The sequence below is a fragment of the Kluyvera chengduensis genome, from assembly GCF_044197065.1.
GTDB lineage: Bacteria > Pseudomonadota > Gammaproteobacteria > Enterobacterales > Enterobacteriaceae > Kluyvera > Kluyvera ascorbata_C.
This window is the reverse complement of record NZ_JBIQOI010000002.1, coordinates 280,662-295,105: the sequence shown is the minus strand read 5'-3', so window position 1 is coordinate 295,105 and position 14,444 is coordinate 280,662. Positions and strand designations below refer to the sequence as shown.

Genomic DNA, 14,444 nt, shown 5'->3' with positions numbered 1-14,444 from the left:
AAATATGAACAAGATTTATACCACGGTCTGGAACGAGTCGCGACAGCAGTGGGTGGTTACCTCTGAACTGGCATCCGGCTCTGGTCGACCGAAAGTGGCGTCAAAGAAAAGTGCTCTGGCATTGCTGCTGGGGGCAATGTTGCTGCCTTCAGGGCCGGTTATGGCTGTTGATTATACGGGCGAGACGGTAGATAACAGCACGGGCCCACAGTATCTTTCTTCAGGCGATAAGGCCACCTCTACTACCATCAATAGCGGTGGTACCCAGATAGTTTCCAGTGGTGGTTCGGCTAACGTTACAAACATCAATAGCAATGGTGGCCAGATAGTTTCCAGTGGTGGTTCGGTCACCTCCACGACCATCGGCAACGGTGGTAGTCAGCTTGTTTACGGTGGTTCGGTCACCTCCACGACCATCAGCAGCGGTGGTAGTCAGATGGTTTTAGGTGGTTCGGCCACCTCCACGACCATCAGCAGCGGTGGTAGTCAGATGGTTTTAGGTGGTTCGGCTACCTCTACGACCATTAGTAGCGGTGGTGTCCAGAGCATCACCAGTAGCGGTTCGGTCACCTCCACGACCATCAGCGGTGGTATTCAGGGCATTAGCGATGGCGGCTTAGCCACTATCACGAACATCAGTAGCGGTGGTCGTCAGAACATCGACAATGGCGGCTCTGCTACCTCTACGACCATCGGAAACGGTGGTATTCAGAATGTTTCCAGTGGCGGAGTTGCTAGCGACACCATCATCAAAAACGCTGGGCTTCAGTATGTGTATGACGGCGGCATAGACAATAGTGCCACCATCAATATAGGTGGCAAACAGCACATCTTAAGTGGTGGAACCGCCAATGATGCCACTATTAACCACGGAGGCAATCAGAACGTTTCCGGTGGCGGAACTGCTAACGATACCATCATCAACAGCGCTGGACTCCAGAATGTTTTCAGTGGCGGAACTGCCAACGGCACCATTATCAAAAGTGCGGGAAACCAGGGTGTGCATGGCACCGCCAATGATGCGACCATCAATAGCGGTGGTCGCCAGTCCGTCTACCTTGGCGGTTCGGCCAATGGCACCATCATCAACAGTGGTGGTGAACAGAACATCAACATTGGTGGAACTGCCAATGATGCCATCATTAACAGCGGTGGCGTTCAGAACGTTTCCAATGGCGGAACTGCGAACGACACCATCATCCAGAGCGCTGGAGTCCAGAATGTATATAACGGCGGCATAGACAATAGTGCCACCATCAATAGTGGTGGCGAACAGCACATATTCAGTGGTGGAACTGCCAATGATGCCACTATCAACAGCGGCGGAGTTCAGAATGTTTCTAGTGGTGGCACTGCCAACGACACCATCATCAAAAGCGCTGGACGTCAGAATGTGGATGACGGCGGCATAGATAATAATGCCACCATCAATAGCGGTGGTAGCCAGTGGGTCTACGTTGGCGGTTTGGCTAATGACACCATCATCAACAGTGGTGGGGTTCAGCAAGTCTACGGTACAACCAATGATGCCATCATCAGTGGGATTCAGGATGTGCATGACGGCGGAACAGTCAATAATGCCACCATCGAAAACGGTGGGAGTCAGAATGTTTCCGGCATAGACAATAGTGCCAACATCAATAGTGGTGGCAAACAGCACATCTTCAGTGGTGGAACTGCCAATGATGCCACCATTAACCGCGGTGGCGTTCAGAACGTTTCCAATGGCGGAACTGCGAACGACACCATCATCCAGAGCGCTGGAGTCCAGAATGTATATAACGGCGGCATAGACAATAGTGCCACCATCAACAGTGGTGGCAAACAGCACATCTTCAGTGGCGGTTCGGCCACCTCTGCCACTATCAATAAAGGAGGTATTCAGTACGTTTCCAGTGGAGGACTGGCTACCTCTACAGATATCAGCGGTGGTGTTCAGTTCGTCAGTGATAGCGGCTCTGTTACCAGTACGACCATCAACAGCGGTTCTCAGTACATCCAGAGTGGTGGCACTGCCACCTCTACGACCATCACCGATGGTTTCCAGCGTGTCGAAAGCGGTGGTAAGTCTATCTCTGCTACCATCAGTGATTGGGGACTTCAGGAAATATTTAGTGGCGGCACGGCCACTGACATCATCCTCAATAGCGGTGGCGAACAGCACCTCAAAGGTGAAGTTATTTCTACAACCATCAATAGAGGTGAACAGTTCATCTCAAGTGGTGGCTCGGCCACTGACACCACCATCAACAGCGGTGGCAGGCAGAACGTTTTAAGTGGCGGTTCGGCCATTTTTACAAACATCAACGATGGCTCTCAACTCGTCTCCAGCGGCGGCATGGCAACCTCTGCTACCATCAGCAGTGCTGGAATTCAGCGTGTCTACAGTGGTGGCTCAGCTACCTCTACTACCATCAATAGCGGTGGTTATCAGTACGTATCCAGTGGCGGTACGGTCACTGACAATATCATCAGCGGCGGCCGGTCGTGGCTGATGAATGGTGCAGTAGCTGGCGGCGAAACCCGGATAAGCACCGGTGGCGAAATGCTGATGGAAGCCGGTTCTATCGCTACGGATGTGCACATCAGCGGGGGGACCCTCTCAGTTGCCGACTTTACCGATGCCTCAGCCAGCCTAGCCCCGGCTCAAATCGATAATCTCACCATGAACGGTGGCAATGTTTCCTTCCTGCGTGACGGTAATGGTTATGACTTCGCTGAGCTGAATATTTCAGAACTCAGTGGAACCGGTAACTTCCTGTTTAATACCTCACTGGCTGATAGCAATGCCAACTTTGTCACTATCGAACAGGGAACTGGTAGCTTTGGTATAGGGGTTACCGACTCAGGCAAAGAGATTGCCAATTATACCGACCTGACCGTAAACCTGATTCATGACCAGGGAGGTGACATTGATTTTGATATGGTCACGACGAAAGGCCGAAGCACGCAAGCCATTGATGGTGGTACCTATATGTATACCCTGGAGAGCGCGCAGGATAAAGACGGTCTCAATGGTGGTAATGTCTGGTTCCTGGATGTCATACAGAAGGAACAATCTGGTGGCAGTGGCCCTGAAACTACGCCAGCCACGGATGCGGTTCTGTCCATGTCAAATGCCGGTTTAAATGTGGTGAACGCTGAGCTTGAAGGTTTACGTACCTACCGCGCGAACCTGGATAAAACCGGACCTGAAAGCAATGTCTGGGGCCACTACCTGGGCGGTAAAACCAACGCCGATACCAGTAATGGCGCAGCGTACACGCTTAACCAGAACGGTATGGAGATTGGTGCTGATGTCAGAACCGATTTCAGTCGCGGCAGTCTGCTGACCGGGGCATTTATGTCTTACAGCGACAACCAGGTGAAACACGCCCGCGGCGGTAAGAGCAAAATCGACAGCTATGGTCTGGGTGTGTATGCAACGTGGTTTGATGCCAGCGGTTTTTATGCCGACGGCGTGCTGAAAGGCAACCGTTTGAATAACAACCTGAGCGCGGTAATGACGAACGGCGGCAAAACCAGCGGCGACTGGAAGCAATATGCTCTGAGCACTGCGATAGAAGGGGGTTATGTATTTGACCTTGCAGACGAACTCAGCCTGACCCCGTTTGCCCGCATGAGTTTTGTACAGATGAACAGTGAAGTGGTCACGCTCAGCAACGGCATGAAAGGCAACACCGGTACCCCGCGCTCCGTCACGGGTGAAGCAGGTGCGAAGATTGCCGGTAAGTTCAGCCTGGGTAAAACCGAATTCAGACCTTATTTCTCTGCAGCAGTTGTGCAGGAGTTTGCTGACTCAAATGAAGTGACGATTAACAGCATTAACCGCTTCGACAACAATGCTAAAGGCACTTCCGGGAAATATGGTGTGGGCGCTTCAATTAACTTAAGCAAAGACATCACTCTGTACGGTGAGGCGAATTACCGACAGGGTAGTCATGTCGAAACACCAGTCCAGGGTGTTGCGGGTATCCGCGTCAGTTTCTAATTACGGATGAATAGCGGGAGGAGAACACAGCCTCTTCCCGTTCACATGGAGAACTACAGTGACGTACTGCATTGAAACCCGTAATCACTTCTTACGTTTCGCCCTAGAGGCTCTGCACCAACGAAACCGCTACAAGCAGGGTGTCTGCATTGTCGACCTGACTTCTTGTCACTCTCTGCACGACGTCCTGCGCCGTGTTCAGCGCAACAGTGATGCACGGCGATTCATTTTTATCGGCAATTCATCAGCCATTTCCCGAGTACTGGGATCACTGATTTCGATTGAGAGTACTTTCTCTCTGCAGCAATACCACGAAAAGATACGCCATTGCCCAGGTGCCAGCTATGAAGACGTGATGCGTCTGCTCACGGCCCACCGGAGCATGGAGAACTTTACCCAGCGGGACAAAACAACGGTCTACGGACTTTTACTCAATGACTCCATGAATGACGCGGCCAGGATAGCGGGAGTCAGCCCCAAGTTGTTTTATATGCGAGTAAACCGACTGGTAAAATTGTTGAATATGAGGAGCAGTCTTCAGGCTCATCAGTTCTTTCGGGATGAGTACCATCCGAGTTTTGTCAGGCAAAAAATTCATGAACATCGCTGGTCATCGGTAGGCCTGAAGTAAATGGTCCGTTTAAGTGGAATATTTACACTGTGACCAGCCTATTTCTTTACCAGGAATGCTCCGCATTTAAAGCATACATTTCTTTTTCTTCGTCACCGGAAATAAAAGCCATTATTATTGATAACGCACGATTTTATCAATTAGATCAGCTTTGACGGTTGGTACTATAAAGAGAACAGGAATGGCAAGCAAATACCTCAATTACAACACGCGAACGGAAGCACTTCGGCAGCTAAAAGTACCGGGAGACAGTATTCTTCTGGTGCCCTATAACGATGGAGGGTTTCAGCGAGAGTCGACCAGCTTAAAGGCTGCCGCTATTAAACAGAGTATGAAGATCGAGTTGAAATCTGTGTTGTTAGTGGTGGAAGGGGAATTACCGCAGCGTTTTTTACGCGTGACCAAAGTGGCATAACGCGGCACGTCCTGTTGATGAGAAACAATAGGGCTCCCTTAGGAGCCTTATTATTATTTAACGATCTGGGCGTTGCGCACGAAGCCCTTATCTTCCACGATTCGTAACAGGTGCCCCGATTTTGCCCAGTCGCCGTTAGACTGCTGGCGCCAACCTCTTTCGACCAGATACTCTTCAGCGGCAATCGCCTTCAAGCCGAGAATACTTTCTGCTTCGCCCACGATCTGACCATACGCCGTTGTTGGCTTAGGCGCCGTTTTAGGAAGCGGCTTACCCGCATTAGCGGCGTTCTGCGCTTTGGTTTTGTTGATATCGCAAGTGACCCCCTCCGTCACCTGTGTACAGCCTGAACGGATGAGCTGCTCGCGGTATTTGGCATTAATCGCGTGAGCTGGAGCGGCGGCAACGACGGCGAAAGCCAACGCGGAAAACATGATTTTTTTCATTAGGGATGGAGCCTGTGTTGTGTTTTATCAATTACCGCTGTTATCCGCCAGAAGCTGAAGGGCAGTATGCCAACTAGCTCGGCGTAAAATAACATCAGCAGACTTAATTTATTGATGACTATTTTTCTCATCGCGATAGCGGCGAGCATTATCGTACAGATTGACGCACATTGTATTACCTCGCAAAAAATCCCCCCATCACAGGGGGTCCACCACAGACCAAATGTGAAAATGGTTCAGCCCATATACGTTATAGGCACATAGTGCAGCAGGGACACTAAGGCGACGATAAGGGTGTGAAATAGGGCCTTTATTGGCATAATAACCAGCCCCTGAGACAGTGACAGGGTCAGGTTCAACGTCGTTAGCGATACGGTAATCACCGCCATTGTCAACGTTAACGTGATGCCCATAATCGAACCCAGCGAACAGCAAGCGCGTAGTAATACCATTCAGAAGACCCTTTACATCAAATACGCTACTGCGCTTTTGTCGGTTACGACGAAAAAACTCATTTGCAATATTTTCTGGCCACAATAGTTAAATAACATGGCTGATAATCGAAATATTACGCACAAGGATATACCTAAAAACATCAGGATGTTTTTATTGTGTTCGCTAAATAATTATTTTTCTGACCTGTTGTTAACCAATATAAATGAGTTTATTTACTCGGTTATCTCTGGATTGTTTTCCCGATATAACACAAGCGCTTCAGTAATGATCTGTTGTTTACTTTTTCGTGTTTGGCTTGCCACCTCACGCACGTATTCACAAAGGTCATCTGCGACACGAGCACTCAGCATTGTCAGTCCGGCATTCAGGCATTCGCCACGACGTCGGCGCTGAGCAGGATAGGTTCTGGCGTGTTTCATGCGATTCTCCACGTCACCCTGGACATTATTTTTCTGCATGAAATATGAATGTGAGTAAATGACATGTCAACGTACGAATAATGTCTTAGGTATTGTATTAAAAACGTTAAGTCCGGGGATGGTTATCCGATATCTATTACGAATGAAAGGAAAATGTATGCTCAATGAAGTTTTAGAAATTCTTTGATGTCGGGTGTTACATTTTGAAGCCGGATTGAACGCCGAAAAAATGTGCGGTAAACCTTGTTAGGTAGTATGACCGAAGAAAAGCCAGCTTGGGCAATGCATTACGTTATTTTAAGGAGTAGGGAAATGCTCCTCGCATTTTGTATGACTTATTCATTATCGTTGCACGTTTATTCATTATTTAAGGCAAAATTACCTGCTTTGCCCACACCTGACGAGTGCAGGTGTGGGCAATTTTCTCGCAACAGTTTTTTAAAGAAAGTCGGAGATATGTCGCTTTATTGCCATGATAAAAATGATCGATATTTGATTATTGTCAAAAATAGACATGTGTCTTTAATAGGTAAAATGCCGCCCACGGCGGTAGAAAAATAGTTTTAAAATTAATCATTAGCGTAGAAAGTGATGAGTTCTATAGGCAATCGCGACATTTTTCATTCAGGTCACAACCCGTATGGCATTTCTGGACATTTTCGACCATGATCAAGATGTAAAACTATCGCGTCGCCGCACGCACTTATAGCCAGGTAGCGTTAATGCGCAATATCCTCATTCCCGCCGTTGCCGCGGCGCTTTTGCTGATCTCCGGTATTTTTATTCTCAATGCCCAGCTCTGGTATTCGTTACGTTCAGAACGTTTGGCTGGGGCACGCTACGCGGTGAGGAATATTGCCACCATGCTGAATGAAGCACAGGAGGCCAGTCGGGTGGCGGAGGAGGTCATCGCCAAAGGATGTGATGCTCAGGGCCAGTATCAGTTGGGCACTGAAGCGGCGCTACAGCCGCATCTACGAACATTAGTTATCTTTAACGACGGTAGAGTGTGGTGCTCCTCATTGCCGGGCAACCATATACTGCTGCTGCATGTGGCGCAGATCCCGGAGAGTTCGCTGCTGTTACTGTCAAAGGCGAACGCGGTTGACGATCGCCCGGTGCTTATATTCCAGCACCGTTTTGCCGGAAAACGGATTATCATCACCATTAGCGACCGGCACATTCGTGACGTACTGAATACGCCGCTTCGCGATGCGAATTATTCACTGGTGGTCGATAAACAAGTGATGGGCCTGTACGGCGATATCCGTCCTTTGCCGGTGACGCCGCCCGGCCACAGCATGGTGAGCGCGAAAAGCTATCCTTTTGGTATTCAGTACAATCTCCCCGTACTGTTCAGCGCCGAACGGCTGATGCATCAAGGGGGCGGGGTTCTGATTTTCCTGTTACTGCTCTCTGGTGCTGCTGCCTATGCGCTGTATCAATACCTTAATAAAAGCACGACGCCGGAAGAGACGCTACGCAAAGCGATTGCCAAAGGGGAAATCGTGCCCTACTACCAGCCTATCGTAAATGGTCGGGAAGGCACGCTACGCGGTGTCGAGGTGCTGGCTCGCTGGAAGCATCCCAAAGCAGGCTTTATTTCTCCCTCGGTTTTTATTCCCGCCGCTGAAAAATCGGGCCTGATTGTGCCGCTAACCCGCAGCCTGATGGCACAGGTCGCGGCGCATATGAATGCTATTGAGAGCAAGTTACCGGAAGGGTTTCACATCGGGATTAACTTTAGCGCATCGCATATTGTGGCACCGAGTTTTGTGGACGAGTGCCTGGCGTACAAGACGAGTTATACCCGCGGTGATCTCAATCTGGTCATTGAAGTCACGGAGCGTGAGCCGCTGCATGTCGATGAGCATCTGATTCAGACACTGAACGTGCTGCATGAAAACGGCTTCGCTATAGCGCTGGATGATTTCGGCACCGGCTATTCTGGGCTCTCTTATCTGCATGACCTGCACATTGACTATATCAAAATTGATCAGAGCTTTGTCGGCCGGGTAAACGCCTATGAGGACTCGACGCTGATTCTGGATTCCGTGCTCGAACTGGCGCGTAAACTCTCAATCAGCATCGTTGCCGAAGGGGTCGAGACGCAGGAGCAGGTCGATTACCTGAGCCGCAATAACATCACCTATATGCAGGGATACTACTTTTTCAAACCCGTATCCCTGCCTGAGCTGGTCAAAATTCTGCTGTCGAAACCGAAGGTGAGAGTCCTGGTCGAATAGCGTGACCGCTAACGGCGGGATTCGGTGGCAATCTTAATCGCCAGCCCTGTTAATACGCCGCCCATCAACCAGCGCTGAATGATGCCGAACGATGGGCGTTGCACCAGAAATAGCGCAATGGTGCCCGCTGAAATCGCGACCAGCGCGTTAATCGATACGCTTATCACAATCTGCGTCATACCCAGCATCAGCGATTGTGTCAGCACGCTCCCGCTGGCGGGGTTGATAAACTGCGGCAGCAATGAAAGGTAGACGATAGCGATTTTGGGGTTGAGCAGATTGGTCAGAAAGCCCATCAGAAATAGCTTGCGCGGGCTGTGCTTAGGCAACTCTTTTAGCTGGAAGGGTGAACGCCCGCCGGGGCGTACCGACTGCCAGGCCATCCACAGTAGGTAAAGCACGCCAGCAATCCGCAGCGCATCATAGGCGTAGGGTACTGCCATCATCAGCGCGGTTAAGCCAAAGGCGGCGCTGACCATATAGAAGATAAAGCCGAGCGCTACGCCGCCGAGCGAGACCAGACCCGCTGCACGCCCCTGCGAAATGGAACGTGAAATCAGGTAGATCATATTCGGGCCGGGGGTAAGCGCCATCCCGAGTGACACGAGGGCGAAGGCGAGAATGTTGTGGGACTCTGACATGGATAACTCCAGCGGGGGGAGGAGTTTTTATACTACGATGTCTGATGAATACGGGCGAGGCAATTGTTGGTAGGGATCTGTTCCCGAAGGCGCTTCGTTTGGCCGGGCTACATATTACGCGTACGTTTACGCCGACCCTGGGACCTGCACGCGGCCAAAAAAAAGCCCGCATTGAATGCGGGCAAAAATACTGGAAGCAATGTGAGCAATGTCGTACCGAATACCTGAGTGATTTGCTCAACTATTCGGTAATGAGAAAGATAATATTTCTCATTTAAGATATCAACCCTATCTTTTGTGTGAAAGCGATTTTTTTTAATCGAGGGTGAAAACGGTTCGCTTCTGGCTGTTGTCCTGCGACCACGCGGAGGTGACATTACGCAGGGGAACAGGGGTGGTGGCGATGGTAAAACCACCGGCAACAGCGACATGCAACATTTCTCCGGTTGCCTGTAAAAGCTGTGGCATCGACAGGCTGCCAATACCGCTGCCCATCAGCTGTAATGGGGCAGAGCGGAGTACCGCGCTGTTAAGCGCAATATCGTTTCCAGCAAGCGACCCAACCTGCACATAGCGAATCGGCGCATCGCCAGGACCGTATTTAGCGAGCGCAGGCAGCATCAGCTCGGCGCTATGCCCCCAAAGATAATCGACAACCACGTCAATGCCCTGACTGGCCTGAAGCGCAAACTCAGCGCTGAGGGTGGTGTCATCGTCGGTGATCAGAATGGTGGCATCGGCGTTTAACGCGGCAAGCGCACTGGCATTGCGTCCGGTAGCAATCACCTTTTCAGCGCCAAGGTAGCGTGCAATCTGCACCGCAAGTTGTCCCGCGCTGCCGGTCGCGCCGTTAACCAGCACGGTTTCACCAGCCTTAAATTTTGCGCGTTTAACCAACGCTGCCCACGCGGACATTCCCGGGTTCGCCATCGCGGCGGCGGTCACATCGTCTAAGCCATCCGGTAGCGCAAAGCAGTTCTGGCGGGTAACGGGCGCGTATTGCGCCATACTCCCCCACGGGGACGCAGGAAAGGCAAAATAGACCCGCTCGCCGGTAGGAAGCGTGCCGGTGCCGTCGATACCAACGACAAACGGCAGCGTGCCGTCAAAACTGTAGTGCTTTCCCGACGCGCGACTCTTAACAACATGGCTAATCGCGGCGGCGCGCACGCTAATTAACGTTTGCTGTTCACCGACCTGCGGTTCATTAAAATCGGCCCATACGGGGCCCTGGGCGAGGTCAAAGACCACGGCAGCTTTCATAATTTTGTCTCCATAGAGTATTTATGTGTAAAATGCACATTTCAGATAACGGCACTATACTCGGCTGGATAATATATGCAACATGCACATAATAATTATGACATCACGGCGTTCCACGGCGCGCTGCTGGATATCATCGGTGTGATGAACCAGCCCGCCCGCGATGAGCAGCTGTTACAGGTGGCTGGCGTTCAACTGGAACAACTGCTGTTTCCGCTGCTCGTGGCGATTGGCCGCCGTGGGCCGATAGGCGTGGTGGAGTTGGCGGATAACCTTGGGCGGGATTACACCACCGTCAGCCGTCAGGTAAAAAAGCTGGAAGCGCAGGGGCTGGCACACAAGCAGCCGAACGCGAACGATAGGCGAATTAGCGAAGTGACGTTGAGCGAACAGGGACAGGCGATTTTTGCGCAGATTGCGCAGGCGCGGCAGAAATTGATGAATCAGGTGCTGGCGAACTGGTCGCCGGACGAGGTACAGGCGTTGTTTACGCTGACGCGCAAATACGCTGACAGCTTACAGCAGCAATAAGCCGCCTGACGAGCGCCAGGCGGCCTGAGGCATTACGCGGTTTTGGTCGCCGCTTTCATGCTTTTCACAAAGTCTGACAGCTCGTCGAGCATGACCTGTGGCTTCTCGACGTTGCGTTCAATGATTTTGACAATCGCGGAACCCGAGATAGCCCCAGCAGCGCCCGCTTCGATACTCGCGGTTACCTGATCCGGCGCAGAAATCCCAAAGCCCTGCAGCGGCGGTGCTGCGTTGTACTCGGCCAGTTTTTCCACCAGATGGTGCAACGGCAGCGCGGCGCGAGTTTCGGTACCGGTCACGCCTGCACGAGAGAGCAGGTAGGTGTAACCCCGGCCGTGCTCGGCAATCTGGCGCAGCAGTTCATCGTCGGCGTTCGGCGGACAGATGAAGATAGGCGCGACGTTGTGGCGCATTGCCGCCTGACGGAACGGCGCGGACTCTTCTACCGGCACGTCGGCAACCAACACGGAATCAACACCGACGCGCGCGCACTCGGCGTAGAATTCATCGATACCGCGGTTGAAGACCAGGTTGGCGTACATCAGCAGGCCAATCGGAATCGTCGGGTGCTTCTGACGAATGGCCGCCAGCATCTCAAAGCACTGGGTCGGCGTAACGCCGGAAGCAAAGGCACGCAGAGTCGCGTTCTGGATGGTTGGGCCATCCGCTAGAGGGTCGGAGAACGGGATCCCCAGCTCCAGCGCGTCGGCACCGGCGGCAATCAGCGTGTCGATAATCTTCAACGACTGCCCCGGGTTCGGGTCGCCCAGGGTGACGAAGGGAACAAACGCGCCTTCCTTGCGGGCCTTCAGTTGAGAAAACAGGTTGTCATAGCGTTCCATCAGATTTCCCCTCGCGCTTTCAGAATATCGTGTACGGTAAAGATGTCTTTGTCGCCGCGACCGGACAGGTTGACGACCAGCAACTGCTCTTTTTCTGGATTTTCACGCATCATTTTCAGCGCATGCGCCAGGGCGTGGGAAGATTCCAGCGCTGGGATAATCCCTTCGTGACGGCTGAGTTCTTTGAAAGCGTCCAGCGCTTCGTTATCGGTAATCGACACGTATTCAGCGCGACCGATGCTGTTCAGGAAGGCATGCTGAGGCCCGACGGACGGGAAGTCCAGACCGGCAGAAATAGAGTAAGACTCTTCAATCTGGCCTTCATCGGTCTGCATCATCGGCGATTTCATGCCGAAGTAGATACCTACACGACCGTGCTTCAGCGGTGCGCCGTGTTCGCCGGTTTCGATACCGTGGCCGGCAGGCTCAACCCCAATCAGGCCGACGCTGGTTTCTTCGATAAAGTCGGCGAACATGCCGATGGCGTTAGAACCGCCGCCGACGCAGGCAATAACCGCATCCGGCAGACGACCTTCTTTTTCGCGGATCTGCACTTTGGTCTCTTCACCAATCATGCGCTGGAATTCACGCACGATGGTCGGGAACGGGTGTGGGCCCGCCGCGGTGCCGAGCATATAGTGCGCGGTTTCGTAGCTACCAGACCAGTCGCGCAGCGCTTCGTTACAGGCATCTTTCAGGGTAGCGGAACCGCTGTGTACCGCGATAACTTCCGCGCCCATCAGGCGCATACGGAACACGTTCGGCGACTGACGTTCGATATCTTTCGCGCCCATATAGATGCGGCATTTCAGGCCGAGCAGAGCGCAGGCAAGCGCAGACGCCACGCCGTGTTGACCGGCGCCGGTTTCGGCGATGATTTCGGTTTTACCCATGCGTTTTGCCAGCAGCGCCTGGCCCAACACCTGGTTGGTTTTGTGCGCGCCGCCGTGGAGTAAATCTTCACGCTTGAGGTACAGCGTGGTTTTGGTACCTGCCGTCAGGTTACGACACTTGGTCAGCGCCGTTGGGCGACCGGCGTAGTTTTTCAGCAGGTCGGTAAACTCTGCCTGAAACGCCGGGTCTTTCTGGGCGCTGACGAAAGCCTCTTCTAGCTGGCGCAGGGCAGGCATCAGGATCTGCGGAACGTACATCCCGCCAAATTCACCAAAATAGGGGTTCAGTAAAGTGCTCATTATTGCTCCTTAATATGCGCGCAGCGTTTGAAATGCCGAGGCCAGTTTGCTGGCATCTTTAATGCCCGGTTGTAACTCTACGCCTGAATTGAAATCCAGTCCGACGCAGCCGCTTTTGGCGGCGATTACGCAGTTATCTGCGCTCAAACCACCGGCCAGAATCACATTACTCAGATCCTGACCTTGTAACAGTGCCCAGTCGAAACGCTGCCCGGAGCCGCCCTGACCATTGTCGAAAACGTATTTATCGACGTGATTCAGGTCGCGCGCAGGCAATGTGTTAGCGACACTCAGCGCTTTCCAGATTTGTACGCTAGCGGGCAGTTCGGCGCGCAGGACGTCGATATAGGCCTGATCTTCGTCTCCGTGAAGCTGAACGGCGGCGAGCTCAAGCTCAGTAGCACGCGCAACAACATCCGCCGCGGGCGTATTACGGAACACGCCAACGTAGGAGAGCGGTGCCGCGTTGACAACTTCGCGCGCCTGGTCTTCGCTCACTGCACGAGGTGACGTTGGGACAAAAATCAGACCACCGTAGATGGCCCCAGCTTCGTAAGCGGCCTGGGCATCCTGCGGACGCGTTAGCCCACAAACTTTGTTCTCGCCAAGCAGCACACGGCGTACGGCGGCATTGAGGTCGTCATGAGACATCATCGCCGAGCCAATCAGGAAGCCGTTAGCGAAGTGCGCCAGCTCGCGCACCTGGGCGTTGGTGTTAATGCCAGATTCGCTGATGACCGTAACATCGTGGCCCAGACGCGGTGCCAGTTGGCGCGTGCGGTTGAGGTCGATGGAGAGGTCGCGCAGGTCGCGGTTGTTAATGCCGACGACTTTGGCTTTTAGCGCAATGGCACGTTCCAGCTCTTCTTCATTGCTGACTTCGGTCAGCACGCCCATGTTCAGGCTGTGTGCCACCGCCGCCAGTTGACGATACTGCTCATCGTCCAGCACGGAGAGCATCAGCAGGCAAGCATCGGCCTGGTAGAAACGCGCCAGGTAAATCTGATAGGCGTCGATGATAAAGTCTTTGCACAGAATCGGCTGCGGCGCGATGCCGCTAACGATAGGCAGGAAGTCGAAGCTGCCCTGGAAATACTTTTCATCGGTCAGCACGGAAATCGCTGAGGCGTAGTGCTTATAGACGTTAGCAATGCGCGCCGGGTCGAAATCATCGCGGATCACCCCTTTCGACGGAGAGGCTTTTTTGCACTCCAGAATAAAGGCGGTGCGGGTGCCGCGCAGCGCATCATAGAAGCTGCGCTGGGCTGGCTGTACGTCATTCTGGAACGAGGCTAACGGTTGTTGTTGTTTGCGGGCTTCTACCCAAATCGCTTTATCGGCAACGATTTTTGCTAATACGGTCTGCATTT

The 14,444-nt window shown here is 52.5% G+C and carries 12 protein-coding genes and 1 pseudogene; 5 read left to right on the top strand and 8 right to left on the bottom strand.

Annotation, left to right across the window (positions count from 1 at the left end):
• The first annotated feature begins 4 nt into the window (after positions 1-4).
• The 3 genes from ACH1XZ_RS07030 (at position 5) to ACH1XZ_RS07020 (ending at position 5,037) form a co-directional block, all read left to right on the top strand.
• Positions 5-3,991, top strand: coding sequence for an autotransporter outer membrane beta-barrel domain-containing protein (locus ACH1XZ_RS07030; RefSeq protein WP_395594949.1), 3,987 nt, complete (start codon positions 5-7; stop codon positions 3,989-3,991).
• A gap of 58 nt (positions 3,992-4,049) precedes the next feature.
• Positions 4,050-4,622, top strand: a complete 573-nt coding sequence (locus tag ACH1XZ_RS07025) for a hypothetical protein (protein WP_395594948.1) — start codon at positions 4,050-4,052, stop codon at positions 4,620-4,622.
• Between the two features lie 181 nt (positions 4,623-4,803).
• Positions 4,804-5,037: a hypothetical protein gene (locus ACH1XZ_RS07020; protein ID WP_395594947.1), complete on the top strand. Its 234-nt coding sequence runs from the start codon at positions 4,804-4,806 to the stop codon at positions 5,035-5,037.
• Between the two features lie 275 nt (positions 5,038-5,312).
• On the opposite strand, the pseudogene ACH1XZ_RS07015 reads toward ACH1XZ_RS07020, so the two are convergent.
• The 3 genes and pseudogenes from ACH1XZ_RS07015 to ACH1XZ_RS07005 all read right to left on the bottom strand — a co-directional run.
• Positions 5,313-5,483, bottom strand: a pseudogene (locus ACH1XZ_RS07015) (hypothetical protein); the annotation flags it as partial.
• A gap of 236 nt (positions 5,484-5,719) precedes the next feature.
• Complete coding sequence (locus ACH1XZ_RS07010) at positions 5,720-5,935, bottom strand: hypothetical protein (RefSeq protein WP_395594946.1); 216 nt, start codon at positions 5,933-5,935, stop codon at positions 5,720-5,722.
• 216 nt (positions 5,936-6,151) lie between these two features.
• On the bottom strand, positions 6,152-6,358 hold the full coding sequence (locus tag ACH1XZ_RS07005) for a hypothetical protein (protein ID WP_395594945.1): 207 nt from the start codon (positions 6,356-6,358) through the stop codon (positions 6,152-6,154).
• 722 nt (positions 6,359-7,080) lie between these two features.
• On the opposite strand from ACH1XZ_RS07005, the gene ACH1XZ_RS07000 reads away from it, so the two are divergent.
• On the top strand, positions 7,081-8,604 hold the full coding sequence (locus tag ACH1XZ_RS07000) for an EAL domain-containing protein (RefSeq protein ID WP_395594944.1): 1,524 nt from the start codon (positions 7,081-7,083) through the stop codon (positions 8,602-8,604).
• Positions 8,605-8,612: 8 nt separating this feature from the next.
• Here ACH1XZ_RS07000 and ACH1XZ_RS06995 read toward each other — a convergent pair whose 3' ends face one another.
• Together ACH1XZ_RS06995 and ACH1XZ_RS06990 are read right to left on the bottom strand one after the other, a co-directional pair.
• Positions 8,613-9,245: a LysE family translocator gene (locus tag ACH1XZ_RS06995; RefSeq protein ID WP_395594943.1), complete on the bottom strand. Its 633-nt coding sequence runs from the start codon at positions 9,243-9,245 to the stop codon at positions 8,613-8,615.
• 315 nt (positions 9,246-9,560) lie between these two features.
• Entirely contained in the window at positions 9,561-10,508 is a 948-nt protein-coding gene (locus ACH1XZ_RS06990) for a quinone oxidoreductase family protein (protein WP_395594942.1), read from the bottom strand.
• A gap of 75 nt (positions 10,509-10,583) precedes the next feature.
• Between ACH1XZ_RS06990 and ACH1XZ_RS06985 the strand changes: the two genes are divergently transcribed.
• Positions 10,584-11,039, top strand: a complete 456-nt coding sequence (locus ACH1XZ_RS06985) for a MarR family winged helix-turn-helix transcriptional regulator (RefSeq protein WP_395594941.1) — start codon at positions 10,584-10,586, stop codon at positions 11,037-11,039.
• Between the two features lie 32 nt (positions 11,040-11,071).
• On the opposite strand, the gene trpA is transcribed toward ACH1XZ_RS06985, so the two are convergent.
• From trpA to trpCF, 3 genes are read right to left on the bottom strand one after another with little or no spacing between them, the layout of a single operon-like run.
• Positions 11,072-11,881, bottom strand: a complete 810-nt coding sequence (trpA, locus tag ACH1XZ_RS06980) for a tryptophan synthase subunit alpha (protein WP_395594940.1) — start codon at positions 11,879-11,881, stop codon at positions 11,072-11,074.
• Positions 11,881-13,074 (bottom strand): tryptophan synthase subunit beta, encoded by a 1,194-nt coding sequence (gene trpB, locus ACH1XZ_RS06975; protein WP_395594939.1) that lies wholly within the window; start codon positions 13,072-13,074, stop codon positions 11,881-11,883. The genes trpA and trpB overlap by 1 nt, the downstream gene beginning before the upstream one ends.
• 9 nt (positions 13,075-13,083) lie before the next feature.
• Positions 13,084-14,442 carry a bifunctional indole-3-glycerol-phosphate synthase TrpC/phosphoribosylanthranilate isomerase TrpF gene (gene trpCF / locus ACH1XZ_RS06970; RefSeq protein WP_395594938.1) on the bottom strand — a complete coding sequence of 453 codons (1,359 nt, stop codon included), beginning with the start codon at positions 14,440-14,442 and terminating at the stop codon, positions 13,084-13,086.
• Positions 14,443-14,444 lie beyond the last annotated feature (2 nt).